Source organism: Pseudonocardia oceanicola, assembly GCF_047200735.1.
Classification (GTDB): Bacteria; Actinomycetota; Actinomycetes; order Mycobacteriales; family Pseudonocardiaceae; genus Pseudonocardia.
On sequence record NZ_JBJZON010000003.1, the window covers coordinates 251,458 to 276,808 of the forward strand.

The 25,351-nt window shown below is 70.8% G+C and carries 23 protein-coding genes; 5 read left to right on the plus strand and 18 right to left on the minus strand.

Translation table 11 applies throughout. From position 1 onward, the window contains the following. The first annotated feature begins 9 nt into the window (after window positions 1-9). Together ACL02T_RS07695 and ACL02T_RS07700 are read left to right on the plus strand one after the other, a co-directional pair. Window positions 10-465, plus strand: a complete 456-nt coding sequence (locus ACL02T_RS07695; protein WP_218601639.1) for a hypothetical protein — start codon at window positions 10-12, stop codon at window positions 463-465. Next, window positions 455-1,714 (plus strand): sensor histidine kinase, encoded by a 1,260-nt coding sequence (locus tag ACL02T_RS07700; protein ID WP_218601638.1) that lies wholly within the window; start codon window positions 455-457, stop codon window positions 1,712-1,714. The genes ACL02T_RS07695 and ACL02T_RS07700 overlap by 11 nt, the downstream gene beginning before the upstream one ends. An 18-nt stretch (window positions 1,715-1,732) precedes the next feature. Here the strand turns inward: ACL02T_RS07700 and ACL02T_RS07705 are convergent, their stop codons facing one another. The 14 genes from ACL02T_RS07705 to ACL02T_RS07770 all read right to left on the minus strand — a co-directional run bounded on the left by ACL02T_RS07705 (window position 1,733) and on the right by ACL02T_RS07770 (window position 18,414). Then, complete coding sequence (locus tag ACL02T_RS07705) at window positions 1,733-2,446, minus strand: response regulator (protein WP_412829928.1); 714 nt, start codon at window positions 2,444-2,446, stop codon at window positions 1,733-1,735. 79 nt (window positions 2,447-2,525) lie between these two features. Next, window positions 2,526-2,747: a hypothetical protein gene (locus ACL02T_RS07710; protein ID WP_218601636.1), complete on the minus strand. Its 222-nt coding sequence runs from the start codon at window positions 2,745-2,747 to the stop codon at window positions 2,526-2,528. Further along, window positions 2,744-4,138, minus strand: a complete 1,395-nt coding sequence (locus ACL02T_RS07715) for a peptidyl-prolyl cis-trans isomerase (RefSeq protein WP_218601635.1) — start codon at window positions 4,136-4,138, stop codon at window positions 2,744-2,746. The genes ACL02T_RS07710 and ACL02T_RS07715 overlap by 4 nt, the downstream gene beginning before the upstream one ends. Then, the gene (locus ACL02T_RS07720; protein WP_226363627.1) at window positions 4,138-6,381 is read right to left on the minus strand and encodes an MMPL family transporter; all 2,244 of its coding nucleotides are present in this window, start codon (window positions 6,379-6,381) and stop codon (window positions 4,138-4,140) included. Before ACL02T_RS07720 ends, ACL02T_RS07715 begins: the two co-directional genes overlap by 1 nt. Before the next feature lie 198 nt (window positions 6,382-6,579). After that, window positions 6,580-7,890, minus strand: a complete 1,311-nt coding sequence (locus ACL02T_RS07725) for an MlaD family protein (protein WP_218601634.1) — start codon at window positions 7,888-7,890, stop codon at window positions 6,580-6,582. A 9-nt stretch (window positions 7,891-7,899) separates the two neighbouring features. Further along, window positions 7,900-9,162, minus strand: a complete 1,263-nt coding sequence (locus ACL02T_RS07730) for an MlaD family protein (protein WP_218601633.1) — start codon at window positions 9,160-9,162, stop codon at window positions 7,900-7,902. Next, window positions 9,159-10,472, minus strand: coding sequence for an MlaD family protein (locus ACL02T_RS07735; RefSeq protein ID WP_218601632.1), 1,314 nt, complete (start codon window positions 10,470-10,472; stop codon window positions 9,159-9,161). The genes ACL02T_RS07730 and ACL02T_RS07735 overlap by 4 nt, the downstream gene beginning before the upstream one ends. Beyond that, window positions 10,472-11,770, minus strand: a complete 1,299-nt coding sequence (locus ACL02T_RS07740) for an MlaD family protein (protein ID WP_218601631.1) — start codon at window positions 11,768-11,770, stop codon at window positions 10,472-10,474. The genes ACL02T_RS07735 and ACL02T_RS07740 overlap by 1 nt, the downstream gene beginning before the upstream one ends. Continuing rightward, the gene (locus tag ACL02T_RS07745) at window positions 11,767-13,137 is read right to left on the minus strand and encodes an MlaD family protein (RefSeq protein WP_218601630.1); all 1,371 of its coding nucleotides are present in this window, start codon (window positions 13,135-13,137) and stop codon (window positions 11,767-11,769) included. The genes ACL02T_RS07740 and ACL02T_RS07745 overlap by 4 nt, the downstream gene beginning before the upstream one ends. Then, window positions 13,134-14,366, minus strand: coding sequence for an MlaD family protein (locus ACL02T_RS07750; protein ID WP_226363626.1), 1,233 nt, complete (start codon window positions 14,364-14,366; stop codon window positions 13,134-13,136). Before ACL02T_RS07750 ends, ACL02T_RS07745 begins: the two co-directional genes overlap by 4 nt. Before the next feature lies 1 nt (window position 14,367). After that, window positions 14,368-15,207: an ABC transporter ATP-binding protein gene (locus ACL02T_RS07755; RefSeq protein ID WP_218601629.1), complete on the minus strand. Its 840-nt coding sequence runs from the start codon at window positions 15,205-15,207 to the stop codon at window positions 14,368-14,370. Between the two features lie 44 nt (window positions 15,208-15,251). Continuing rightward, entirely contained in the window at window positions 15,252-16,115 is an 864-nt protein-coding gene (locus tag ACL02T_RS07760) for an ABC transporter permease (protein ID WP_218601628.1), read from the minus strand. Window positions 16,116-16,128: 13 nt separating this feature from the next. Then, window positions 16,129-16,980, minus strand: a complete 852-nt coding sequence (locus tag ACL02T_RS07765) for an MlaE family ABC transporter permease (protein WP_412829929.1) — start codon at window positions 16,978-16,980, stop codon at window positions 16,129-16,131. Between the two features lie 219 nt (window positions 16,981-17,199). Next, the gene (locus ACL02T_RS07770; RefSeq protein WP_218601627.1) at window positions 17,200-18,414 is read right to left on the minus strand and encodes a sensor histidine kinase; all 1,215 of its coding nucleotides are present in this window, start codon (window positions 18,412-18,414) and stop codon (window positions 17,200-17,202) included. Window positions 18,415-18,608: 194 nt separating this feature from the next. Between ACL02T_RS07770 and ACL02T_RS07775 the strand changes: the two genes are divergently transcribed. After that, window positions 18,609-18,905 carry a hypothetical protein gene (locus ACL02T_RS07775; RefSeq protein ID WP_344252467.1) on the plus strand — a complete coding sequence of 99 codons (297 nt, stop codon included), beginning with the start codon at window positions 18,609-18,611 and terminating at the stop codon, window positions 18,903-18,905. A gap of 103 nt (window positions 18,906-19,008) precedes the next feature. Here the strand turns inward: ACL02T_RS07775 and ACL02T_RS07780 are convergent, their stop codons facing one another. The 4 genes from ACL02T_RS07780 to ACL02T_RS07795 form a co-directional block, all read right to left on the minus strand. Next, window positions 19,009-20,640 (minus strand): long-chain fatty acid--CoA ligase, encoded by a 1,632-nt coding sequence (locus tag ACL02T_RS07780; protein ID WP_218601625.1) that lies wholly within the window; start codon window positions 20,638-20,640, stop codon window positions 19,009-19,011. Window positions 20,641-20,673: 33 nt separating this feature from the next. Continuing rightward, complete coding sequence (locus ACL02T_RS07785; protein WP_218601624.1) at window positions 20,674-21,084, minus strand: SCP2 sterol-binding domain-containing protein; 411 nt, start codon at window positions 21,082-21,084, stop codon at window positions 20,674-20,676. 52 nt (window positions 21,085-21,136) lie between these two features. Further along, a complete protein-coding gene (locus tag ACL02T_RS07790) occupies window positions 21,137-22,636 on the minus strand; it encodes an aldehyde dehydrogenase family protein (protein WP_218601623.1) in 1,500 nt (499 codons plus the stop codon). A 137-nt stretch (window positions 22,637-22,773) separates the two neighbouring features. Further along, a complete protein-coding gene (locus ACL02T_RS07795; RefSeq protein ID WP_218601622.1) occupies window positions 22,774-23,226 on the minus strand; it encodes a universal stress protein in 453 nt (150 codons plus the stop codon). Between the two features lie 193 nt (window positions 23,227-23,419). Here ACL02T_RS07795 and ACL02T_RS07800 point away from each other — a divergent pair, with 193 nt between their 5' ends. Both ACL02T_RS07800 and ACL02T_RS07805 read left to right on the plus strand, forming a co-directional pair. Beyond that, window positions 23,420-24,340 (plus strand): ABC transporter ATP-binding protein, encoded by a 921-nt coding sequence (locus tag ACL02T_RS07800; RefSeq protein ID WP_218601621.1) that lies wholly within the window; start codon window positions 23,420-23,422, stop codon window positions 24,338-24,340. A 138-nt stretch (window positions 24,341-24,478) separates the two neighbouring features. Beyond that, window positions 24,479-25,102, plus strand: a complete 624-nt coding sequence (locus ACL02T_RS07805; protein WP_218601620.1) for a TetR/AcrR family transcriptional regulator — start codon at window positions 24,479-24,481, stop codon at window positions 25,100-25,102. Window positions 25,103-25,351 lie beyond the last annotated feature (249 nt).

Below are 25,351 nucleotides of genomic sequence, written 5' to 3' on the forward strand. Positions count from 1 at the left end.
ATCCTCGCCATGTCCTCGCCCAGCGGGCCCGTCCCGCACCGCTCCCGCGGCGCCATGCGGATCCCCGGAACCCTCTGGTTCGCCGCCGTCGCATGGATCGGACTCGCACTCGTCGAGCTCTACGCCGCAGCCGACTCACTCGCAGCCAACCGTCTCGACTCGGAGGCCGACCGGGTCGCCACCCAGCTGGGCCCCGACGCCGTGAGCGGGCCGCCCGCCGTCGCCTCGACCGCGGTGATCGCGATCCTGGCCGCGGTGTCGACCGTGGTGCTGACCGCGGCGCTGTTGTCGGGTCGTGCGTGGCCCCGGTTCGTCCTCGTCGGGCTCGGGCTGTTCGTCGCGGTGGTCTTCGCCGCGGGCGGCACCTGGCATGCCGTCGCGGCGTTCGTCCTGGTGACGCTGGGCGCGTTCGCGATGGTCCTGCCGAGCGCGCACCGCTTCCTCGCCGTGCCGGATGCTCGCTGACCGCGACACCCCACGATCCGGGCCTGACGACCTGATCGTCATCGCGGTCCGGATCGGCGTGGTCGCGTCCCTGGGCGCGCTGGCCGTGCTGACCGACCCGGCAGTCCGCGCGTCGCTGGCGGTGGTGTTCGCCCTGGTCGCCGTCGCCGCCGGCTACGCGGTGCTGCTCGCCCTCGCCCGGCTGGCCCGCGGGAGCGGACCGAGACCGATCGTGGTGTCGGGTACCGACGCCGTCCTCGCGCTGCTGGCCGTCACACTGACCGGAGGCGTGGTGAGCCTCGCGGTCGCCGTGCTCCCACTCGTGGTCATCGCCAACGGTTTGCGCACCGAGAGCCGCCGCGGCGAGCTGTTCGCGCTGCTCGTGGGCGGTGCGTACCTCGGAGCCTGCATCGTCGGCAGCCCGTCCACCACGACGGTCGATGCGCAGATCTCCGCGGGGCTGTGGTGGACCTTCTACCTGGTGGCGGTGGCCACCCTGACCGGGGTGTTCGTGCGGCGGCTCGACAGGCAGTACCGTGCGGTGGCCGAATCCCGCGCCGAGGTGATCGCCGAGCACCAGGCCGTCGTCGAGGAACGCGACCTGCGTAGCAGGCTGCTCGACTCCCAGCAGGCACGGCTCGACGGCCTGCGCGTGATCCTGCACGAGTTCCGCGCACCGGTCTCCGCGCTGACCGCGCTCGCCCGGGCCGCCACCCGGTCGGCACCCGATCCGATGCTGGATCTGATCACCGCGAATGCCGAGCATCTCCAGGACATGCTCGACGGGCTCGCCGAGGTGGCGGTGACAGAGGGCGGGGCGGTCGGCAGGGTCCGTGAACGGTCCGTCCGCCTGCAGGACCTTGCCCTGGCCGCTCTCGCCGGCGCGGGGCTGCCCGAGGAACGCCGCTCGATCGTCGTCCGCCCTCCTGACGCGACGGTGCGGTGCGACCCTCAGCGGCTGCACCGCATGATCGGCAACCTGGCCGGGAACGCCGCCCGGTACAGCGGGAGCGAACCGGTCGAGGTGTACCTCGCCCGGGAGCGCGACGACCTCGTCGTCGAGGTCCGCGACCGTGGGCCCGGCCTTTCGGTGGACCAGCTCGGCCAGGTCACCCAGAAGTACGTGAGTCTCGGGGACAAGCGGGGCACCGCGGGTCTGGGGTTGTGGATCGTCAGCGAGCTGACGACGTCGATGGGCGGGACGCTGACCCTGTCCGCACGTCCTGGGGGCGGGCTCGTCGCCCGGCTGGCCCTGCCCGTCCGGGCGTGAGACGCGGCCGACGCCGGTTCAGCTCTCCCAGTTCTGTCCCGGGTACTTCTCGGGCAGCAGACCCTCGCGGACCGCACGCACCACGGTCTCCGCGCGGGTCGCCGTGCCGAGCTTGCGCATCACCCGCGAGAGGTACTCCTTGACCGTGTAGGACGACAGGTGCAGCTCCTCCCCGATCTGCCGGTTGGTCATGCCGTCGGCGACCAGCGACACGATCGACAGCTCGTGCGCGGTGAACCGGCAGCTCGGGTCACCGCCCAGCACCGCCTGGGCCAGCCGCGAGTCGATCACGAGATGGCCCTCGGCGACCCGGCGTAGACCCGCGGACAACTCGCCGCACGAGGAGTCCTTGAGGAAGAAGCCCTTCGCGCCGGACTGGACGGCGGCCACCGCCGCGACCCGATCCTCGAAGCTGGTCAGCATCGCGACCCGGACGTCCGGGCGCAGCCGGACCACGTCCTCGACCAGGCCGATCCCGGAGCGGCCACTCAGCCGGAGATCGACGACCACCAGGTCGAGCCGGGTGTGTGCGGCCATCTTCCCGGCCAGGAACTCCAGTGCGCCCTCCCCGTCGAGGAATGCCCCCACGACGTCGATGGCGTCTCGGGCAAGCGCTCGCTGCAGCCCCTCCAACACCAACTCGTGGTCGTCGACCAGTACGGCGGTGAGCCGGCCCTCCTCGAAATGCATCCGTGCGGGGTCCGTCGCCTGCCGCTGCCCCGGTCTGATCACCGCCGTCTCCCCTCGGGCCGACCCAACGGCCGCCGAACGGCTCGGAGGGATGTTCGCACGCGCGTCGTGCACGGTTCGCTCACAAGAGGGTGGAGACGACACCGACGGAGATCAGGAGTACCCCGGCGATCTGGCACGCCAGCGCCCCACGGCGATACACGACCACCTTGCGCCGGCGGTGCTCGGTGGGCAAGGTCGCCGGCAGCAGGCTCGCGGCGTTGCGGCGTCCCCACACCCCGACGAGGAGCACGGCGGTTCCCAGCACCACCGACCCCACCAGGTTGACGATCACGACGCTCACCGTGGCGCCTGCGTGCCCTCGGCGGGCGCCGGCGACCCGAACGACGGCGCAGCGTCCGGATCGGCCGGGCGGAAGTGTTCGGCGTAGACCACGTCGGCGTCCCGCACCTGCTGGGCGATCCAGTCCTGCCAGATCGCCAGGCTGCGCTCGACCTGCAGGGCCTGCCGCAGCCCGTCGGCGACCTGGTCGAAGGATGCGGGGACGAAGGGGATCACCGCATCCACCCGCCCGACGTTCCATCCGAACTGTCCCTGCACCGGCCCGTACAGCTCTCCGGGCGCCACGGCGAACGCGGCGTCGCCCACGGGAGCCTCCAGCTCGTCGCGCGCGAGGTCGCCCAACAGCCCCCCGGTGCCACGGGTGCTCTCGTCCCGGCTGCGGTCGGCGGCAACCTGCTCGAAGGCGACGCCACCCCGGATCTCGTCGAAGGCGGCCCGGGCCTGCTCCTCGGACTCCACGACGATGTTGCGCAGCGTTCGTCGTTCGGGGGTGCCGAGAGTGTCCTGTCGATCGGCGTAGGCGGCGCGCAACTCCTCGTCGGTCACCGTGACGGTGCCGACGACGTCCTGCATCAGCAGCCCGACCGTCATCTGCCGCCGGATCTCGTCGAGCACCGACTCCTCCGACGTACCGACGTTGCCCAACGCCCGCACGAACGCGTCGCGGCCGCCGGGGCCGAACTGCTCCTCGATGTAGCGATCGCGGGTGTCGGTGACCTGTTTGTCGGCGACGACCACCCCACGCTCCAGGGCCTCACGGTCGAGTATGTCGCTGAGCACGACCGACTTGGCCACGTCGCGCCGGAAACCGTCCGCGGCCGCAGGGTCCTCGGGGGCCTGCACCCCGTAGAGCGCTTGGAGCGCGACGACGCGCTGGTCGAGTTGTTCGACCGTGACGGTGCGGCCGTCGAGCCGGTAGGCGGCATCGGCGGGCAACGCGGAAGCCTGCCACCACACCGCACCCGCAGCGGCGGCCGCCACCACCACGACCACGGCTGCGGCGGCCGCGCGACCGGCCCATGTGGTGGGCAGCCGGAGCCCGCGCCGATTCGGCCCGGTCCCCGCGGACTCCGCGGACTCGGCGTCCTCCGCCGACTCGGGACCCTCCGCCTCGCCGGCGTCGGCACTCTCCGTGCCGGCCGGCTGCTCGGCGCCGTCGGAAGCGGGATCGCCGGCGTCGGGGACGGGATCACCACCGTCCGCGGAATCACCCGGCACCGGTTCGGCACCGGCCCCGCCCTCCGGTGCGGACCCGCCCTCGCCGGCCACGTCGGGAGAACCCGATGAGCCGTTCGCCGCGGCCACCGGTGACTCCGGTGCGGCGTCCACGTCCGCTGTCTGAACTCCGGTGGCGTCGTCGATGTCGACACCTTCCGTGCCCTGCTGGCTCATCACTGCACTCCCACGAGACGGCGGTCACGGTCCATGGTGTCTAACGGCTCGGCCGGCCCCGAGATGCGAGCCAGCCATACGGCGAACACCGCCGCACCCATCGCGACACCCACCGACACCGCGAGGAGCAACCCGAACTGGGCCACCACCGACAACCTGGAGAACATCAGGACGGCGTAACCGGTGGCCGACGCGGCGGCCGCGAGCAGCACCGCACGGTGCAGCGATCGGTCGTTGCGGCGCGCCGCCTCCGCGGCCAGCACCGTGAACTCGCAGCCGACGGCCGCGGTAAGCGACCCGATCGCGATCGTGACCGGGGTCAGCCCGATCCCGGCGACCCAGATCGCCGCCAGGCCCCATCCGGTGGCCAGCGCGGCTGCGACCACGGCGAGAACGGCGTCGGAGCGCTTTCGTAGACCGACCGCGAGGACCAGTCCGGCGACGACGATGCCCAGCACGTTCGCCAGGTACCGGTCCGCGGAGATCGTCTCGTAGGACCCCACGGCCACCATCGGCAGGCCGGTCAGCTCGACCTGCATGCCCGCGGGAGGCGGCGGGAGCACCGAGCGCACGGACTCCCGCAGGTCCAGCAACTGCTCCGCATCGTCGAGCCGGGTTCCGAAGGTGATGACCGCGAGCGAGCGATCGGAGTTGATCACGCTACCGGTCAGGTAACGGGGCAGCAGCCGCAGCGCGGAGGCGAGCTGGCCGTCGGTCGGCGTCTCGCCGAGGAAGCCCAGCAGGCCGGGTGGCGAGATGATCGGCCGCAGCCGGTCCCCCTCGGCGGTGATCACCGCCTGCTCCGCGGCACGCATCCACTCCAGCGCCTCCGGCGTCGCCGCGCCGCCGCCGGAGAGCAGGATCGTGAACTCCCCGCTCGACCCCAGCACGTCCTCGACGTACTCGGCGTCGTCGACCACGGACAGACCTCCGGCGAACCCCTGCAGGTCCGCGCGCAAGGGCAGATCGACCAGCGCGAACCAGCCCGCCCCGGCGAGCACCACGGCCGCGGCTGCTGCGGCGATCCGCGTCCGCGTCGAGCCCCGCGGCGCCGGCGTGCGCGCCGGCTCCGGCTCCGGTCCCGCCGCGACGGGGGCGCCCCGCCGCCAGGTCACCGCCACCCCGGTCAGCACGGCGACGGCGATGCCCACAGCCAGGGTGACCCCGAGGTCACGCACGGTCGGGATCGGGCTGACCGTCAGGGCGCCGAAGCTCGCGGCGGTCGCTGCGCCGACGACCAGCACCAGCCTCCGCGACGCACCGGTGGCGAGGTAGGTGGTGAAGTCGCTGCCGACACCGATCAGTACCGGGAGGAAGGCGATGACCCCCAACGACAGCGGGCGGTCGACCCAGCCGAAGACCCCCAGGGTGATCACCGTGCCCACCGCGGTGGCCGCCAGCGGCAGCACCCGGTGCCGCCGGTCCGCCCAGCGCACGGCGAGGAACCAGGCCCCGACCGCCAGCAGGGCGATGCCCCCGAGCAACGGGACCTCCGTGCGGACCCGGTCGCCCAGTGCGGCCGCGACGGCCGGCACCCCGGACACCGTGACCCGCTCGGCGTCCAGTCCCGCCACCGCGACCGCGCCCCGGACGTCGGCGACCAGTCGTTCCACGCCGGCCTGATCCAGATCCTGACGGGGCCTGACGAGCACCGCGACCGCCGAGGCCTCCGGCACCACGAATCTCCACTGCGGGCGCGGCTCGCCGCCGCCTCCGAAGATCACCGAGCTGACGAACTCGTCGTTGCGCAGCGTGGGCAGCCCGCCCGGCAACCCCTGCACGATGAACGCCCCGTAGCGCTGGTCGAACTCGGCCACGGCGGCCGCCGCGGCATCCTGGGCCGCAGCCTCGGACCCGCCCTCGGCGATGACCCGCTCGGCCGCGGCGGCACGCACCCCGTCGCGGTAACCCGACAGTTCGGCGAGGAGCTCCTGCGCCCGCCCGGCCACCTGGTTCAGCACCGTGGCCGGGCCGTAGACCGCGGCCACGTCCGGGGTGCGGGCGAGCTGCCCCTCCAGCTTCAGCAGGGCGGGCAATGTGTCGGCGGACAGCAGCTGCCGAGGCTGCACAGACTCCAGCAGCACCACGACGGGGTCACCACCGAACGACGACCCGACCTCGGCGAGCGCGATGGCGGCGGGGTCGTCGGGCACGACGACGGAGTTCACGCCGGTGTCGACCCGGAGTTTCAGCAGGCCCATCAGCACCGCACCGACCAGGCCGGCCACCAGGAGCCCGGCCACCCATCGGCGCCATCCGAGCCGTGCCACCCACCGGGCGGGCGAACGCGGCGACCCGAGACGGCGGGGCGGGCCGTCCCCGAATTCCTGCTCGCGTGGGCCCGTCACCCTGCCGGCCTCGTCACCGTCATCGCACCATCATCCTCATCACGTGATGGCGGTGACCCGGGGGCCGGGTCACCGCCAGTGGGCTCCTTCCCCTCAGTTCTCGGGGACTGGATCCCGCTCGACCCGCGGGTACTCGCCGTCGAAGGACCGGCGTGGGTCGGAGTTGTCGCCCGCCTCGGGGTACGGGTTGTACTTCTCCAGCGGGCCGAACTGGGTGTTTAGCGGCTGGTTCACCGATTTCTCGTTGACGACGACGAAGGCGCGCAGCGCCGTCCCGTTCCCGTCAGCCGAGACTCCGAGGGTCTGGGACAGGCCTGCGAACCACAGCGCGGTGTCCTTGCCGTAGGGGCGCAGGTAGGCCAGCGCTGGGTTCAGGTCCGACAGGTTGACCTGCAACGTCGGGACGAGGTCCCGGGTCACGTCGGTGAAGCCGCCCACCCGCGTCAGGGTGTCCGGCGCGCGTTCGAGAGTGGTGTCGAGCGACGGCAGGAGGCCCCTGAGGTCCGCCGACGTCTCGGGCAGTTCGCGCAGCGCGGCGGACAGGTCGGGCGCGGCGGCCTCCAGGTTCGCCGCCACCGGGGCGAGCGAGCCGGCGAGCGTCTTCAGGCTTCCGCTGGCGTCCCGCGCGGTGTCCAGCACGCCCGGCAGCTCACGCAGCACGGCCTCCAGATCGGTCCGGTTGTCGGTGACCACCTGGGTGATCCGGTCCGCGTCGCGGACCAGGTCGGTGATCCGGCCCTGGCCGGTGTCGAGCGCCCGCAACAGGGCGGTCGTGTTGCCGGTGACCTCCACGAGGTCCTCCGACTGGGCGGCCAGCGCGTCGAGGGCGCTGCCGCCCTCGCGACCCAGCGCACCGAGCCCGGCCACGGCGTCGGCGATGTCCTCGCGGGACCCGTCGGTGACCAGCGCCGCGGACCGGATGGTGCTGCCCAGAGCGTCCCGGGTGGGCTGGTCGAGGCTGGTCAGCACGTCGTCGAGCTGGACGCTCGACCGGGCGGCGCTGCGCGGCAGGATCGCTTCGGTGGCGATCTCCGCGCCGGAGCCGTCGTCGATGTCGGCGTAGGTCTCCTCCACCAGTGTCTTGTTGCGGATCGTCACCGTGACGCCCTCGTGCAGCGGCCCGGCGTCCTTGTCTAGATCCAGGGTGACGACCGCGGAGCCTCCCTCCACCTGCACGTCCTGCACCCGGCCGACCACGACACCGGCCTGCCGCACATCGGACTGCGGCACCAGGTTGTCCACGTCGTCCATCGCCAGCGTCACGCGGTAGCCGGCCTGCGAGATGAGCGGGATGGTGCCACCGGAGTTGAGCCAGAGGAATCCGAAGATGGCTGCCGACAGGCCGACGAACGCCAGGACCACGAGGGTCCGCAGGATCGGCACCAGGAACAGTGGTATGCGCATGTCCGGCACCTATCGAGGGGTCGGGGTCGCGAGACCCTGGAGCGGAAGCGGGAGCGAGGTCGGTGTCACCTGCAGCAGGCCGCGCAGGATCCCCCGGTTGGCGTCGCGCAGGCTGGTCACGGAGTTCGTGTTGTAGACGAATGCCTGCAGGTCGGTCAGGTACGGGACGAGGCCCGCGGTGACCGGTTCGAGCCGCTCGGAGATCGGCACCAGGTCGTCGAGGCTGGCGTTCAGGTCGCCGACCACGGGCCGCAGGTCACCGACCACCGGGCGCGCCGCGGCGATCACCGGGGTGAGCGTGTCCAGGGTCGTGTCCAGCCGCTGGACGGAGTCGTTCGTGCGGGAGAGCGCCCCCGGCAGCACGTCAGTGGCCTCCCGGAGGTTGACCAGCGCGGGGTCGAGCTCACCGGCCAGCTCCGTGACGCCCTGCGTGGCCGCACGCAGCTGGGCGTCGAGGTCCGGCAGCTGGGCGAGCGCGTCGTCCAACGGCTGGCTCTGCCCGGCCACGGTGGTCAAGGTCGTCTGCAGGCTGGCAGCCAGCCGCGAGATCCGCTCGTCGTCGCGGCCCAGCGCGGAGGAGATCCGGCTCAGCGCAGTCACCAGTCGGGCGATCTTGTCCCGCCGCACGTCCAGCTCGGCCACGACCGGCTGCAGGTCGGTGAGCACCGCGTCCGCGCCCCGCAGCCCATCGGGCAGCGTCGCGGGCGCGTTGGCCAGCGCCGTGTCGGACTCCGACAGCAGGCTGGTCAGGGCGTAGCGGGCGTTCTCGTCCAGGTAACCCGTCACCTCGTCGATCTGGATGGGCTCCGAGGACTGCCCCACGGGCAGTACCGCACCGTCCTCCAGCGGGATGCCGGGCGGGCCTCCCGGGCTGACCTCGACGTACATCTCGTTGAGCGGGCTCTTGGGCCGCAACACGACCCGGGCGTTGTCGTAGACCGGGTACTCGGCCGCCACCGCGAGGGTGAGCACCGCGTCGCCCTCGTCGGAGACCCGCGCCTCGCGGATGTCGCCGACCGCCACGCCGGCGATCCGCACCTCCTGCCCGTTGCCGGGGCTGATCGCCGGTGTGGCGTCGAAGGTGGCCTCGAAGATCAGCACGTTCTCCCACGGCGGGTTGAACCGTTGCTGACTCAGGATGTAGCCACCCACCCCGAGGCCGAGCACGATCAGCGCGGCCATGACCACGATGTTGCGGAACAGGCCCGGCTCGCTGCGGGCGTGGGCCCACATGCGGGGCAGCCAACCCTGTTTGTGGGTCGTGGCGCTCATCGCTGGATCTCCTGGAACTGGGCGAGGTTGGCGAACAGCTGCTCGACGCTGACCCCGGGCAGCCCCGCGACGCTGCCGCCGTTGACGCCCGGGTTGAACCCGATGACCGCACCGTTCTCGTCGGTGAGAGCCGAGACGCTGTCGAGGTTGGTGACCATGTAGGCCAGCTCGGTGTAGAACGGGTTGTCACCGCCACCGCCCTCGTAGGGACCGGTCCCGTCGAACCCGGAGTTGATGGTGTCGAGCACCGGTCCGTTCACCCGGTCGAGGACCGGGCCCTCCAGGTTGTCCAGCACGGTGGTGAGGCCCTGGGTGGCCGGGACGAGGTCGTCGACCAGCGGGCGAGCGTCGACGAGCAGACCGCGCAGGTCGGCGACCACCGGTCGGGCCTCCTCCAGGACGGGCTCGGCCGTGTCGAGCAGTTCGTCGAGCTCCTCGACGACCGGCAGCGCCGGTCCCGCGGTGTCCCGCAGCTCGGCGAGGGTCCCGTCGAGGTTGTGCAGGCCGGTGTTGGCGATGCGCAGTGTCTCGGGTGCGTTGCGCAGCGACGCGGCGATGTCACCGCCGCGCCGGTCGAGCACGCCGGAGAGCGAGTCGAGTCCGGTGACGACGTCGTCGAGCTGGCCGTTGTTCTCCGACAGCGCGCGCGACGCGGACTCCAGTCCCTGGACCAGCTCGGTCAGATCGACCTCCGGCCGGGTGCCACGCGCGGCCTGCAGCACACCGCCGGCCGGCCCGAGGGTGCCCGGGGCGGTCCGCGCCAGATCCTGCAGGGCCTCGGACCCACCTCGGGACAGGGTGTCGTCGAGGTGGCCGGTGCTGCGCTGCAGCCCGAGGAGAGCGTCCGGCTGCAGCGCCGCCGCCACCCGGTCCAGCTCGACCGGCACCGAGGCGCGGTCGACCGGGATGTCGTCCTGCACCTCGCCCCGGTCGCCGCCGGGTTCGAGTTCCAGGTAGTAGCTGCCGCCGAGCAGGGTCGTGGCGCGGATCGCCGCGCTCGGCGCGGAGCCGAGCTTGTCCTTCTCACCCGGGTCGAGCTTCATCTCGACCAGGGCGGAGCCGTCGTCCGCGCGCTCGACTCCGGTGACGACGCCAACCGGGACACCGGCGATCTTGACCGGCGTCTGGTAGGCGCGCATCCGGTAGTCCTGACTGAAATTCGCCCGGATCGTGTCCCCGGGGCTGAGCCAGGTGAGGATCTGCGCCTTGCTGAACAGCGCCACCCCCAGCAGCAGCAGGACGATCGTGACCAGGATGCCGATGCCGACCGGTGACAGCGGCTTGCGTTGACGGAACGTAGGGGTGGCCATCAGTTGCGCCCCCCCAGCAGCGGCAGCGGCTGGCGGTCGGTCTCGAGCTCGCCGGGCTCCGGGTCACCGTTTCGGGCGACCGTCGGATCCTCGACCGGCAGCACCCCGGACGCCGACTCCGCCGAGACGATCGGGAAGAAGCGCAGCCAGTGTCCCGCCGCGTCACCGTTGCTGAGCGCGCTCGTCGCGTTGGTGAAGAACTGCGAGATCTCCGGGGAGAACGGCGCGGCGTCGGCCAGCAGCGGCGCGGCCTCCCGCAGCGTCTGCACGAGCCTGGGGGTCAGCGGCCGCGCGTCGGCCATCAGCTCGGTCAGGTCCACCACCGCGGGCTCGGCGACGTCGGCGACGCCCGGCACCCGGTCGAGCGGCCCCACGCCCTCGCGCAGCACGCCCCGGACGTCCGGGGTGGCCCGCCCGAGGGCCTCCGCGCCCGGGCGCAGCTCGGTGACCGCCACCCGTGTGTCGGCGAGCGGGCCGTTGAGCGTGTCCAGGGCGGACCGCACGTCCCGCAGGGTGCCCGGGGCCCGCTCGAGGGTCTGCTCGAACGGCCCGGTGTCGTCCACCGCCACCGCGTCGAGAGTGTTGCTGAGGCTCGTCATGAGGGAGGCGATCTCCTGTTCCCGGCCCTCGAAGCGGCCGGCGAGGGTGTCGGCCGACTGCAGCAGGCCGACCAGGTCGGCGCCGTCACCGGCGCTCAGGGACCGGGACACCGTGCCCAGGTCGGGAAGCAGTTCCGGGGAGGTCCGGAACGCGTCCGCCAGGTCCTCGGACCGGCCGGCGAGCCCGCCGCCGAGCTCACGCAGCGTCGATCCCAGCGCGGTGCGGGTCGGCTGGTCGAACACGTTGAACAGGTCGCTGACCTCCTGCGCGCCGCGGGTGATCCGCTTCTGGATGACCTCGTCCTCGCCGAGCAGGCCGGCGTCCTCGCTGCCGGGGTCGAGGTCGACGAACTTCTGGCCCAACGCCGAGCGGGCGCCGACCGACGCCGTCGCCGCGCTGGAGTTGCGGTAGATCGGGCGGTCCCCGTCGAGCTTGAGCACGGCGACCGCGCCCTGTGCCTCGGAGTACTCGATGGCGTCGACGGTGCCGACGCGGGCACTGGCGATCCGGACGTCGTCACCACGGCGCAGTGCGCCGACGTCGTCGAAGGAGGCTCGGACCATCGTCACGGTCGCGCCGGGGATGCCGTACTGCGCCTGGAAGGCGAACACGACGGAGGCGACGAACAGGACCACGACCGTGATGCCGATGAACAGGGCCGAGGAGCGGGAGTTGAAGGCCTTCTGGAGGAGCCTCACGAGCCGCCTCCCAGCAGCGAACCGAGCATGCCGCTCTCCTGTTCGGGGGTCAGTCCGGTGGCACCGTCGTCGTCGGGGCCGGGCGCCTGCAGCAACGAGCCGCCGACCGGGGGGCTGGTGGGTGTGCCGGGGACGTCGCTGCCGGGCTGCTCGCCACCGATCAGCGGCGGAGTGCCGAACAGCGGGGGAACGGGCACGGCCTGGGGCAGGAAGTTCGTCGCCGAGTCCTGGTTGACGATGATGTGGGCCCGGAAGTAGTGCGACAGCCCGTCGTAGCCGTTGGTGGTCAGCGCCCAGTACCGGACGAAGTTCAGCACGTTGTCGAGGTTGGCGGTGAGGTCTTCGACGAGCGGGCGGGCGTCGGCCGACGCCGTGCGCAGGTCGGGTGAGGCCGTGCGCAGGTCGGCCGCCACCGGCTGCGCCTCCTCCAGGAGTTTGCGCGCCTCCTGGAGCACCGGCTCGGCCTGGGCCAGGGCGGGGTCGAGCGAGTCGGCGAAGGTCCGCAGCTCGCCGGAGATCTCCGAGAGGTCCTCCGTGACCGGCCGCAGCGTGCGCAGCGTCGGGGTCGTCTCCTGGGCGGTGCCGGCGAGCTCGCCCAGCGTGGTCCGCGCGGAGCGCAGCGCACCGGGCAGCTCGGCCAGGGTCTGGTCGAGTGCCTCCTGCTGGCGGCTGCTCGCCGCCAGCAGCCGATCGGCGGACGCCACCAGCCGGTCGAGCGACGCGCCGCCGTCGGTGGCCAGCGCACCGGCCACCGGCTCGACCCGGTCGACCAGCGACCCGAGCAGGACGTTCTGGTCCTCCAGGACGGCCGTCAGGCCCTCCGTGTCGCGCAGCGCCGGGGCCAATGCCTTCAGCGCGGCGTCGACGTTGCCGCCGTTGTCGCGCAGCCCGTCGCCGAGCGTGGTGACCAGGAACGCCAGCGACTCGCCGGTCGGCTCGTCGACGGTGTTGAGGATCTCGTCGAGGTCCACGTTGGTACCGGTCCGGTCCCGCGGGATCGTACCGCCGGTGGCCATCGTGGCCGTGCCGGGCGTGCCGCGTTCGATGTCCACGTAGCGCTCACCGAGGAGGCTGATGGGCCGGATGGTGGCCGTCGCATCCTGGTAGAGGGGCAGTGCCGAGGGATCGAGGTCGAGGAGGACGTCGGCGTGGTCGCCGTCGACGACGATGTCGCCAACCTCACCGACGACGACACCGTCGACCTTGACCTCGTTGCGCGTCAGCAGCGGGCCGGCCGAGTCGAACTCGGCCACCACGACCATGCCCTGCGCCGATGGGTTCTCCGCGGCCAGGCCGCTCATCGCGCCGGTGGCCCCGATCGCGGCGACGAGTCCCACCGCGAGCGCGCGGGGCGTCGAGAGCTTCATCGCATTCCCTCTCCGAAGGCGTCCGTCCAGGGCTGGTCGACCAGCTCACCGGGCAGCGGCGCCAGGTTCTTCGTCGTGCCCGGGGGCAGGACGCCCGGGTTCACGTTGACGTTCTCCGCGCCCGCAGTGACGTAGATGCGGGCGTAGTGACCGTTGCGGTCGAAGTTGGCGTTCGCCGAGTTCCAGTTGGTCAGGAAGCCCGCCAGCTCGGGTGTGTACGGCCGCAGGAAGGCCAGCGCCGGGGTGATCCCGGCGACGGTCTCCTCGATTGCCGGAACCGTCGCGGTACCGCTGTCGAGCAGCCCGGGGGTGAACTGCAGCAGCTCCGACGCGGAGTCGAGGGTGGGCCGCAGGTCGGCGATGGCCGGGCGGAGATCGCTGAGCAGCGGGCGCAGGTCGGCGGCGACGCCCGGCAGCCGCGCGGTCGCCGGTTCGAGCGCCTCGAGCAGTGGGGTCACCTCCTCGACCGTGCCGGGCACGCTGTCGAGCGTGGTACGGGCCTGCCGGAGTGTGGGGGGCAGCTCCCGGAGGGTGCCGCCGAGTGCCTCACGCTGCGCGACGATCTGGTCGACGGCCCCGCCGAGCTGGTCGACCACGCGCGACACGTCACCGTCGCGGCGGGCCAGGATCGTCATCGTCTCGTTGAGCCGGGTGACCAGCTGGCGCACGGCCTCCCCGTCGGTGCCGAGGCCGCGCAGCACGTCACCCAGTGCGCCGATCGCCGGGCCCGCGGTCTTCAGCGTGGCGTTGAGGTCGCCCTCGCTGCCCGCCAGCGTCTCGTCCAGGTTGCGGGTCAACGAGTTGAGCTTCTCCCGGGTCGGCGGGTCGAGCGCGGCGAGCACGGTGTCGAGCTCGACCGGGGAGGGCTGGTCCCCAGTCAGCATCCCGCCCGAGGGGATCTCCGCGTTGTCGGCGGGCCCGTCGGTCAGGTTGACGAGCCGCTCGCCGAGCAGGGCCTTCCAGACCACGCTCGCGGTGGCGCCGTCGTGCAGCGGCGCGAACTCTCGGTCGAGGACGAGCGTCAACTGGGCCCGGCCGTCGACCACTTCCAGATCCTCGATCTGGCCGGCGTCGAAACCGTTGACCTTGATCAGGGTGCCCTCGATGAGGTTGGCCGCGTTGTCGAGCACGACGGTGACCCGGTACGGGCCGCTGAAGGACATGACGCCGGCTGCGGTGGTGGCCAGGACCAGTACTGCAACCACCACCGCGGTCAGTATGCGTTGCACGTCAGTCCATCCCCAGGGGTCCGGCGGACTCGCCCGCGAGGAACTGGCGGACGAACGGGTCGTCGGATCCGAAAGCCCCCGCGGCGTCGCCGTAGTGCACGACGTTGCCCTGCCAGATCAGGCCGACGTAGTCGCTGACCTTCCTGGCCGATCTGATGTCGTGGGTGACGATCATGTAGCAGCCGCCGTGCTCCGCGTGGATCTTGAGGATCAGGTCGCAGAGCAGGCTGGTGCGGACCGGGTCGAGGCCGGAGTCCGGCTCGTCGAAGAGCACGATGTCGGGGTTCATGACCAGTGCGCGGGCGAACCCGGCGCGCTTGCGCATGCCACCCGAGACCTCGCTGGGGAACTTCCCGACGGCCGCCTCCAGGCCCACCTCCACGAGGTTCGACATCACGATCTCGCGGATGTCGCCCTCGGACATGTCAGTGTGCTTGCGCAGCGGGAAGGCCGTGTTGTCGTAGACGTTCATGGAGCCGAACAGGGCGCCGTCCTGGAACAGGACCCCGAACCGCTTGCGCAGCTCGTAACGTTCACGTTCGGTGATCCGCCACATGTCCTGGCCGAAGATCACCACCTCGCCCTGGTCGGGCTCCAGGAGCCCGACCAGGTGCTTGATGAGGACGCTCTTGCCGGTACCGGACGGCCCGAGGATCGTCGTGATCGCGTTGTCCTGGAACTCCAGGTCGAGCCCCCTGAGGATCTTGAACGACCCGAAGGCCTTGTGCAGGTTGCGCACCGACATGGGAGGCGGTCCGGCGGCACTGCCGACGTCCCGTCCACGTTGCCCGTGAAGGCCTGCTGGAGGATGGGCACCGACTGGTTCGGCTCTCGGGGACATCGGAGACCTCCGGGGATGGGGCGGCGTCGCCCCGACGTGGTGGACTAGTTGGCGATCGGCGCGTTGGCGGCGAGACCCCAGAACAGCTGGGTGCCGAGAACGCCGACGACGTGGATCAGGACCATGTTGAGCATCATCGACTTCGCGGTGTTTCGTCCCACGCCGACCGGGCCACCGCTGGCGTTGTAGCCGTAGTAGCAGCCGACGAAGATGATGACCGTGCCCATCGCCATGACTTTCGAGAGCGAGTAGACGAAGTCGAGTGGGTTCTGGTAGAGCCAGAAGATGAAGGAGTAGCCGCCCGCCGAGACGCCGCCGAGCTGGATGACGACGGTCAGGTACTCGGCGATGTACATGATGCCGAGGCCGACGACGTAGAGGAACGGCATCGCGATCCAGGTGGCGATGATGCGGGTGCCCACGAGGTAGCTTCGCGAGCGGACCCCCATGACCTCCATGGCGTCGATCTCGTCGGAGATCCGCATCGAGCCGAGCTCGGCGACCAGCCCGCATCCGACCTTCGCCGCCAGGATGTAGCCCCACATGTAGGGGCCCATCTCACGGATGGCGCACCAGGCGGAGAAGATGCCCGAGTAGAGCGGTGCGCCGATCTGCTTGAGGGTGTAGTTAGCCTCCAGGCCGCACTGGTAGCCGATGACGAACATCATCAGCCAGATGATCAGGCCACTGGAGAGGATGAGGACGCCGGACTGCCGGAAGACCTCGGACGCGTAGTGCCGGACGTCGGGCAGGTCCCGGATGATCCGCGTGGAGAACTTGGCGATCTCGCCGCCGGTGGTGAAGGCCTCCTTGACCTTCTGCTCACCGAAGGTGATCTTCGGTCCGAGCTTCTTCGGAGGTCCGGGAGGCGGGCCCGCGGGACCGGGACGATCCATCGTGCTGGTCATGTCACGCGCTCCTCTACTTGTAGACCTGGATGTCGGGGTTCAGACCGAGCAGGATCGTCGTGAACACCATGTTGAAGATCCAGATCGCCGCGAACGCGATGACGACCGCCTGGTTGACCGCGCTGCCGACACCGATCGGGCCACCGCTCGCCTTGAGGCCCTTGTAGCAGCAGACGACCCCGATGATCAGGCCGAACAACGCGGTCTTGACCACGCTGCCCCACACGTCGGTGGCGGAGAGGTTCGCGAAGAGACTGTCGGCGAAGGCAGCCGGGTTGGCACCGAGGATGGGCACCGCCGCGATGTAGCCGCCGAGCAGGCCGAACATGATGGCCACCAGGTCGAGCAGGCCGGTCATGATGAACAGCGCGACGACCCGAGGGAGCACGAGGGTCCGGATGGGGTCGACGCCGAGGACCTCCATGGCGTCGATCTCCTCGCGGATGCGCCGGGCGCCGAGGTCGGCGGTGATCGCCGTACCCACCACGCCGGCGACGACCATGGCGTTCACCCAGGGAGCGAACTCCCGGACACTCGCCATGACGAAGAACGAACCGAGCCGCTCGGGGATGCCGAAGAGGGCGAAGAGGTTGCCGCCCTGCAGGCCCGGCGCACCCAGCCCGAAGGCGGTGGTCGACACCGCCATCGGGATCCAGCAGAGCTTCAGGATGTCGAACATCTGGTCCCGGACGTCGGACCAGTAGCCCAGTGGGTGGCGCACCGCCATCCAGAGGACCTGGAACATGAGCCGGGTCATCTCGCCGGCCTGGACCAGCGGTCCTTCAAGACCCTTGAGCGGGTTGGACACCCGGGGTAGACGTCTGGTCGAGTCCTTGGGGATCGAGACTGTCGTCGGCGAACTCACGGTCGGTTCCTTCCTGATCGATCGAAGTCGGCTCACATCGAGCGGCGCCGGGGCAGCAACTGTCGACAGTGGCAACCGTCAGTCGTGTGCGATGAAATCGCCCGCGTGATGCAGCTTACGATCGCGTTATCTGGGTAACGCGCGAGGAATGGGGGGGATACGCCGACAACTGGGGGGGAAGAAGTCCCCCCGATCGGGGGGTCGACCGGTCGACCGCCGTCAGCGGGCGGTCAAGGGAACCGCAACGCCCAGTCGCAGGCCGTGTAGGCGCGGCGCGTCACTCACCCAGATGCGTCCGCCGACCCGCGCGCATTCCTTCGCCAGGCTCGGCAGGCCGAACGAGTTGTTCTCGTGCCCGCTCAGAACCCGTCGAACATCGACGGCATCGCCCGACCCGTCATCGTCGATCTCGACGGTCCACCACGATCCGCCCCGGCGCAGGTGCACCGCGATCTGGGTGGCGTGCCCGTGGTGCCCGGCGTTCGCCGCGCCCTCCCGCACCGCCCGGACGAGCAGGTCGGCCGACACGGCGTCGGGCTCGGGCCCTTCGCCGGTGACGTCCAGGTCCGGGGTCGGCCCGCCACCGGCCCCGACCCGGGCGAGCACGCTGCGGATCCTGGACGCCACCGCCTGGTCGCCTTCCTGCGTCCCGCGGTCGTAGGGCACTCCCCCGCTGGCGATCTCGACCAACGCCACCCGCAGTTGCTGCAGGGCGGTACCGAGACGGTCCGCCAGCCGCTCCAGACCGACGGTCGCCTGCTCGTCCAGTGCCCCGCCGGCGCGAAGCTCCTCGACCTCCAGAGTGGCGGCGAACAACTGCTGGGTGACCCCGTCGTGCAGCGCGGCAGCGATCCGGGACCGCTCGCGCAGCTCCTGCAACGAGACCGATCGTCGGAGCAGCAGCGCCTGCTGGAACGCCAGGGCAGCAACCTCGGACAGCTCGGTGAGCGTCGCGAGGTCCGCCGCACTCGGCCGGAAGCCCGACGTCGCACCGTGATCACAGAACACGACCCCGAGCAGCCCCAGCCGGTCACTGCGCAGCAGCTGGACGGCGATCGGGCCGTGCACGTCGAAGAGCCGCAGACACTGGCCGGGCACCATGTCGGCCACGTCGGAGGTGGGTACCACCAGGGGCACAGCCGAACCACTGAGCTTCGAGATCACCCGGTAGTCCCCCACCGGTCCGCCGGCGGCGACGACCTTCGTGGGGTCGACGCCGAAGCCCGCACGACCATGCACAACCCCCCGGACCGGGTCGACAGCCATGATCACCGACCGTCGGAACGCGGTTCGCTCACACACCGCCCGGGCCACCGCGTCGAGGACCTCGGTCGGTTCGGTCGCCGACAGGAACAGCCGGGCGAGCTCGACACGGTCGACGCTCACGGCCGGGTCGGGTGGCGCCTGCTTGTCGGCCGGGTGGCGAGGAGCCATCTGTTCCTCCGAACCGTGGTGCCGTCCGGTGGCCGGCCCGGCGGGAACTGGGGATCGCCCACTGTAGACTTCTTGTGATGAGCAACTCAGCAGGCCGCGCGTCGGCGCGAGGTCCAGCCCCCGTCCCCGTGGACGTGGCAGCGGCCGTCAGAGCGGCGTCGACGGGTCTGACGGTCCTACTCCTCGGCGGGCTGATGACCCCAATCGCGCAGGCCTACCTGCCGGTGGTGGGCCAGTTCTGGCTGCTACTGGTCTCGGTGGTCGCCTTCGCCGCGGCGGGCAGCCAGGTGGGCGATGCGGAACTCGCCCCTGTGCACGGAGCCTGCGCAGCACTCGGCAGCTTCCTGCTCGTACTCCCGCTCGTCTTCTGGTTTCCGCCCGCCGGGGCCGGTCTCGACTTCGCGCAGATCGTCTCCGCGGCCGGAGCGGCCCTGGTGGTCGGAGCGCTCGCCGGACACGTAGCCGGGCGGCGCCGCGACGAGGTTGGCTGACCCGTTCGGACGCGGCGAAAAGTAAACCGTCGAAATGCGATGTTGCCCCGGAGTCCTCATCGACTCCGGGGCATCCATCGTGACGGCGGAAACCGGTTGTAGATCAGCCGGATACGTTCTCCACAGAAAGCTCCCCGTCGCTGTAACGCTTACGGAGCACCTTCTTGTCGTACTTCCCGGTTCCGGTCAGCGGCACCTCGTCGATGAAACTCCATCGCTCCGGGAGCCACCATTTCGCGACCTTGTCGGCGAGATAATCGTTCAGCTCGCCGGGCGTGACGGACGACCCGGGGCGGCGCACGACCGCGGCCAGTGGGCGTTCCTGCCACTTCTCGTCCGGCACCGCGATCACCGCCGCCGACAGGACGTCCGGGTGGCCGATCAGCTCGTTCTCCAGTTCGACCGAGGAGATCCACTCGCCGCCGGACTTGATCACGTCCTTGGCCCGGTCGGTCAGGGTGATGAACTGGGCCGGATCGATCAGCCCGACGTCGCCGGTGCGCAGCCAGCCCTCATGGAACTTCTCGGGGTCCTCGTCCCCGTAGTAGGAGGCGGTGACCCAGGGCCCGCGGACCTCGAGCTCCCCCACCGACTTGCCGTCGTGCGGCAGCGGCGTGCCCTCGTCGTCGACGATGCGCGCCTCCACCCCGGCGACGACACGACCCTGCGTACCGCGCAGGTGCATCTCCTCCTCGGGGGTCGCAGTGGCGGGCGGGAGCGCGACCGAGGCCAGCGGCGAGGTCTCGGTCATCCCCCAGGCCTGCACCATCCGGACCCCGAGCTCGTCGAAGGCCTGCATCAGCGAGCGCGGCACCGCGGAGCCACCGCAGGCCACGAACTTCAGCGAGCTCAGATCGTGCCCGGGGTTCTCCCGGACGTGGTTGAGGATGTCGTTCCAGATCGTCGGCACCGCACCCGACATCGTGGGCCGCTCCGACTCGATCATCGCCACCAGCGGTGCGGCCTGCAGGAACGGGCCCGGCAGCAGCAGTTGGGCACCCGCCATCATGGCCGCATAGGGCAGGCCCCAGGCGTTGGCGTGGAACATCGGGACGATCGCCAGGATCGTGTCGTCGTAACCGACGCCCAACGCGTTCGCCGTACAGGCCGCCTGGGAGTGCAGCCACATGGAACGGTGGCTATACACGACCCCCTTCGGGTTGCCGGTGGTGCCCGAGGTGTAGCACATCGCGGCAGCCGAGTTCTCGTCCACCTCGGGCCAGTCGAACACCGGGGACTGCGCCGCGAGGACCTCGTCGTAGCGCAGCACCTGCTTGCCGTGGCCCTCCAACGGCGCGAGGTCTCCGCCGCCGGTGACCAGGACCGTGTGCACCGTCGTCATGTCGGGCAGAGCGCGGGCCAGCAGCGGTGCCAGCGAGTCGTCGACGATCAGCACGCCGTCCTCGGCGTGGTCGGCGATGTAGGACAGCTGGTGCGGGGGCAGCCTCAGGTTGAGGGTGTGCAGCACCGCGCCCATCGACGGGATGGCCGCGTACCCGTCGAGATGCTCCTGGTTGCTCCACTGGAACGTGGCCACTCGCTGGTCGCCGGTGACACCGAACCCGCGCAGCGCGTTCGCCAGCCGCGCCGCCCGCTCACCGAGCTCGGCGTAGCTGGTCCGCCGGGTCGACCCCGGCGCGACGGCGGTGATCGTCTCGCGGGCACCGTGCACGGTGGACGCGTGCCGCAGCACCGATCCGACGGTGAGCGGGCTGTTCTGCATCGTGCTCAGCACGGCGGCACTCCAATCTCGACGGGCACGCGGCGGTCAGGCGTTGACGAGATCGTCACGGCCGGCTTCGGTGAGCATCTTCTCGTACTCCGGGAAGAGCTCCTTGGCCGTGGGGATCAGCTTGAGCAGCTTCGGCACCGGCCCCTTGGCACGCACCGTGCCGCGTGCCATCGCCACCGAGAGGTTGACCTTGCCGAGCCAGAACCTGTTGCCGGTGTCGGCGGTCATGAACAGCTCGACGTTGGGCTCCTTGGTGCTGCCGGCGCCGGTCTCGACCTCCTTGTTCGGCATGTCGACCGTGATGGTTGCGTCGGGATCGGTGTAGTGGATCCGCAGGACCACCCCGGACCCGGCGAGCTTGTCGGACAGCCCGTCCTTCTTGGTCGCCAGCTCGAAGATGCCGCCGAGGTAGGTGTAGACCTCGGACTCGTCGGTGAACACGCCCATGTGTCTTCTCCTTCTGTGGTGGAACGGTGTGCGGCGCCGGGATGGGTCGGCCTCAGTCGAGGCTGACCCACACCGACTTGGTCTGGGTGAAGCCGAGCAGCGACTCCTCGCCGAGGTCGCGGCCGTAGCCCGAGGCCTTGTAGCCGCCGAACGGGGCTGCCGGGTCGAGCATGTTGTACTGGTTGATCCACACCGTGCCCGCCTGCAGCCGGTGGGCGACCCGGTGGGCCCGGGTGACGTCCGAGGTCCACAGGCCCGCGGCGAGGCCGTACTCGCTGTCGTTGGCCCGGCGGACCACCTCGGCCTCGTCGTCGAAGGGCAGCACGGTCAGGACCGGGCCGAAGATCTCCTCCCGGGAGATCCGCATGTCGTCCCGGACGTCGCTGAAGATCGCGGGGGTCAGGAAGTTGCCGCTCGCGAGGTCGCCGTCGGGCCGCTGTCCACCGCACACGAGGGTGGCGCCCTCCTCGGAACCCGACCGCAGGTAGCCCTCCACCCGCTCGCGCTGGGCGGGTGAGATCAGCGGGCCCATCTCGGTGCCGTCGGCGAGACCGTGCCCGAGCTGGATCTCCCGCGCCGCGGACTCGAGCTCACCGAGCAACTCGTCATGCACGCTGCGGTGCACGAACAGCCGTGAACCGGCGCAGCACACCTGGCCCTGGTTCAGGAAGATCCCGGTGAGCGCGCCCTGGGCGGCGCCCTGCAGGTCCGCATCCGGGAACACGATGTTGGCGGACTTGCCGCCCAGCTCGAGGGTGAGCTTCTTGAGGCTCGCCGCACTCGCTGTGACGATCTTCTGCCCGGTCGCGGTCGAGCCGGTGAAGGAGATCTTCGCGACGCCCCGGTGCTCGATCAGGGCCTGCCCGGCCTCGTGCCCGTAACCGGTGACCAGGTTGACCACGCCGGGGGGAATACCGGCCTCGTTCGCCAGCTCCACCAGCCTCAGCGCGCTGAGCGAGGTCATCTCCGAGGGCTTGAGCACCACGGTGTTGCCGGCCGCCAGCGCGGGAGCCATCTTCCAGGACGCGATGAGCAGCGGGAAGTTCCACGGCACGATCAGCCCGACGACGCCGAGCGGCTCGCGGCGGGTGTAGGCGAACGAGGTGCCGACCGGCGGTGACACCGGCAGCGTCTGCCCACCGATCTTCGTGCACCAGCCCGCGTAGTACCGCCACACCTCGGCGGCGATGCCCACATCGAGGAACATCGACTCGGTGAGCGGCTTGCCGTTGTCGAGCGTCTCGAGGGTTGCCAGCTCCTCGGCGTGGGCCTCGATCAGCGACGCGATGTCGAAGAGCACCCGGGCCCGACCGGCGGCACTGAGGTCGCCCCACGGGCCCATGGCCCGGGTCGCCGCGGCGACGGCGCGGTCCACGTCGGCCGCGCTTCCCGCGGCGATGGACGCGATGGCCTCCCCGGTGGCCGGGTCGCAGGTCTCGATGAGGCGGCCGTCGGAGGCCGGGGCCGGCTTGCCCCCGATGACGATGCTCTCCCCCGCTCGGGAGAGGACGTCGCGGACGCCGTCGATCGCCTCGGACACCGCGGAAGTCATCGTCGGGTTCTCCTCACTGCACTGTGACCGGGACTACAACGCAACGGAGTGTGCACGAGACGGACGGTGACGTGGACGGGCGCCGCGGGCCATCGGTGGCCCGGGCGGGCCGATGTCGACAGCTCTGCCGCGGACCGTCAGCTCGTCGTGTGCACGATGAGGACGTCCGCACCGGCGGTGCGGGCCGCGGCCGACGGGACCGATCCCAGGACGCGACCGGTGAGGGTGTTCAGACCGCGGTTCCCCACGACCAGAAGGTCTGCGCGATGGTCGAGGACCGCCTTGCGCAGGACGTCGACGGGGGCACCGTCCACCGCCTGGGTGAAGATCTCCTCGACACCCAGCTCCTTCGCCGCGGTCGCGGCGACGCGCAGGTTCTCCTCCGCCGGCGTGGATCCGCGGACGAGGAACGACTCGTCGCCCAGAGCGTCCTCGGCAACGTCGACGTCCTCGCGACTCGCGGGCGTGTAGGCCGACACGATCACCAGACGGGCCTGCGCGTCCCGCGCGACCTGCGCCGCACGCTGCACCGCGCGCAGGGCGGTGGTGGAGCCGTCCGTGCCGACGACGATCGACCGATAGGCGGACATGTGTGCCTCCCGAATCCGTCGGACCGTCTGGTGACCGTCCGTGCGCGGAGGTTACATGCCGTCACGACAGGCCTGAACAGTCGAGACTCGGGTTCGTGGACCGGTCGACTGCGCCATTCGGGGTAGGGCAGGATGCGCCCATCCGTCCGTCCGTACGGGCCGGTCGGCTGTGCGAGCCATCGGAGGTCATCCCGTGCCCGACAGCGCAGCGCCCGACATCCGGTTCGAGAACATCTCGACCTCGCTCGGTGGCGAGGTCGTCCACCAGAGGTTGCGGGCGGAGATACCGGCCGGCCAGATCACCGTACTGATGGGCCCCTCCGGAGGGGGCAAGACCACGCTGGTCCGTCATCTGGTCGGCCTGGTCCCCCCCGACACCGGGCGGGTCCTGGTCGGCGGACGATCGGTGTGGGATCTCGACCCGAAGTCGTTGAAGGCGCTGCGCGCGGAGATGGGGGTGCTGCTGGGCGGGGCCACCCTGTTCGAGCCGTCCGTGTTCGGGTCGCAGACGGTGCGCGAGAACCTCGCCCTGCCACTGCACCTGCGGAACGTGGACGAGGAGTCGATCTACGCCACCACGGTCTGGTGGCTGCAGACACTGGGCCTCGACACGGTTGCCGACCAGCTACCCGAACAGCTCTCGGCCCGCATGCGGCGACGGGTCGCCCTGGGCGCCGCGATGGTGGGAGACAGGCCGCTCATCGTCCTCGACGATGTCGACCTCGGCCTGGACGCCCCCACCACCGCGCGCACCGTCGAGGCCATCCTGACCAGCCAACGGCGCAGCGGCGCGACGATGCTCATCACCACCCACGACATCGACCTGGCGAAGGCCCTCGACGGCCGGCTCGCGGTCCTGGCGAACGGGCGGATCGTGGCGAACGGCCCCACCCGCGAACTCCTGGCGGGGGTCGACGACGCCGAGGAGTTCGACCGGAGGTTCCACGTGCTGGACTGGATGGGACCGCCGATGCCGGAGATCGAACGGTCGGGAGGCCGATTCCGAGAGCTGACCTTCGACCCGCAACTCGTCATCATGGCGCTGATCGCTTTCGCCGCCGTCCTCGCCGTCGTGCTCGCGATGCGCGCGGCGGGGGGACCGCTCGGTCCGTAGTCGGTCCGCCAACCGGCCCTCTGCGATGCGGATCTACGACGCAGCGTGATCAGGACTAGGGGTTCGCCCAAGTCAGGGCGTGCGGTCTCAGCTCCGCACCCGACCCGTCTCTCGCACACCGTCGGCTATCGTCTCGTCGTGGCCGCACCAGAACGACGTCTGCCGCGTACCCAAGGACAACGCACCGCCGACAGCCGTTCCCTCATCCTCGACGCAGCGATCGAGGGCCTGGTCAGCGACGGCTACCGCTGTACCACCACCGTCACGATCCAGGCCCGCGCCGGTGTAACACGCGGTCGCTTGCTGCACCACTTCCCCTCCCGTGAGGAGTTGTTGATCGCGGCCGCTCAGCATCTGGCACGAGAGCGTCTGACGGAGATGGATGACTGGATCGCCCGCTCTCCGCATGGACGCGCCAGCGGTGCCGAGCGCATCGAACATGCCACCGACCTGTTGTGGGAGACGTTTCGCCAGCCCTACTTCTGGGCAGCGATGGAGTTGTGGACGGCAGCACGTACCGAACCGGAACTCCGCATGGCACTCTTCCACGCCGAGAGCAGGCTGCTCGGCACGATCGAGACCGTCGTGGACGCGATGTACGGACCGGTGCTGTCGAGCCACCCTGATTTCGCCGAGGTGCGCGACCTGGTCTTCACCAGCATGCGCGGCGTGGGGCTCACCTACGCACTGCACGACCGAGATCCGACCACAGAGCCGTTGCTGGCGCGCTGGAAGCGGCTGCTGATCCGTACTCTCGTATGAGAGTTGGGCCAACGCCTCGACATCGAAGCCGATCTACCCGGTCGACCGCTGGGCGTCGACGAGCAGCGCGACGGCCGCGTAACCCCTGACCTCCACGCTGCGGGCCCGGCCGACCGCATCCTCGCCGTTGTTCACGGATCACGACCCGGATAAGGGTCGGGGAGCTCGACCGGCCCGGCCCACGCGCTGTGAGAGCCCGGCTGAGGGGCCACCACTACGCGAATACACCCACCCGGCCCTGTAGTGGGA

Excerpts from the sequence above, each read along its gene's own strand:
- ACL02T_RS07745 (WP_218601630.1), bottom strand. The coding sequence starts at position 13,137 with ATGAAGCTCTCGACGCCCCGCGCGCTCGCGGTGGGACTCGTCGCCGCG.
- ACL02T_RS07790 (WP_218601623.1), bottom strand. The coding sequence starts at position 22,636 with ATGACTTCCGCGGTGTCCGAGGCGATCGACGGCGTCCGCGACGTCCTC.
- ACL02T_RS07725 (WP_218601634.1), bottom strand. The coding sequence starts at position 7,890 with ATGCGCATACCACTGTTCCTGGTGCCGATCCTGCGGACCCTCGTGGTC.
- ACL02T_RS07735 (WP_218601632.1), bottom strand. The coding sequence starts at position 10,472 with ATGGCCACCCCTACGTTCCGTCAACGCAAGCCGCTGTCACCGGTCGGC.
- ACL02T_RS07755 (WP_218601629.1), bottom strand. The coding sequence starts at position 15,207 with ATGTCCCCGAGAGCCGAACCAGTCGGTGCCCATCCTCCAGCAGGCCTT.
- ACL02T_RS07795 (WP_218601622.1), bottom strand. The coding sequence starts at position 23,226 with ATGTCCGCCTATCGGTCGATCGTCGTCGGCACGGACGGCTCCACCACC.
- ACL02T_RS07775 (WP_344252467.1), top strand. The coding sequence starts at position 18,609 with ATGACCCCAATCGCGCAGGCCTACCTGCCGGTGGTGGGCCAGTTCTGG.
- ACL02T_RS07730 (WP_218601633.1), bottom strand. The coding sequence starts at position 9,162 with ATGAGCGCCACGACCCACAAACAGGGTTGGCTGCCCCGCATGTGGGCC.
- ACL02T_RS07700 (WP_218601638.1), top strand. The coding sequence starts at position 455 with ATGCTCGCTGACCGCGACACCCCACGATCCGGGCCTGACGACCTGATC.
- ACL02T_RS07695 (WP_218601639.1), top strand. The coding sequence starts at position 10 with ATGTCCTCGCCCAGCGGGCCCGTCCCGCACCGCTCCCGCGGCGCCATG.
- ACL02T_RS07760 (WP_218601628.1), bottom strand. The coding sequence starts at position 16,115 with ATGACCAGCACGATGGATCGTCCCGGTCCCGCGGGCCCGCCTCCCGGA.
- ACL02T_RS07770 (WP_218601627.1), bottom strand. The coding sequence starts at position 18,414 with ATGGCTCCTCGCCACCCGGCCGACAAGCAGGCGCCACCCGACCCGGCC.
- ACL02T_RS07785 (WP_218601624.1), bottom strand. The coding sequence starts at position 21,084 with ATGGGCGTGTTCACCGACGAGTCCGAGGTCTACACCTACCTCGGCGGC.
- ACL02T_RS07715 (WP_218601635.1), bottom strand. The coding sequence starts at position 4,138 with ATGAGCCAGCAGGGCACGGAAGGTGTCGACATCGACGACGCCACCGGA.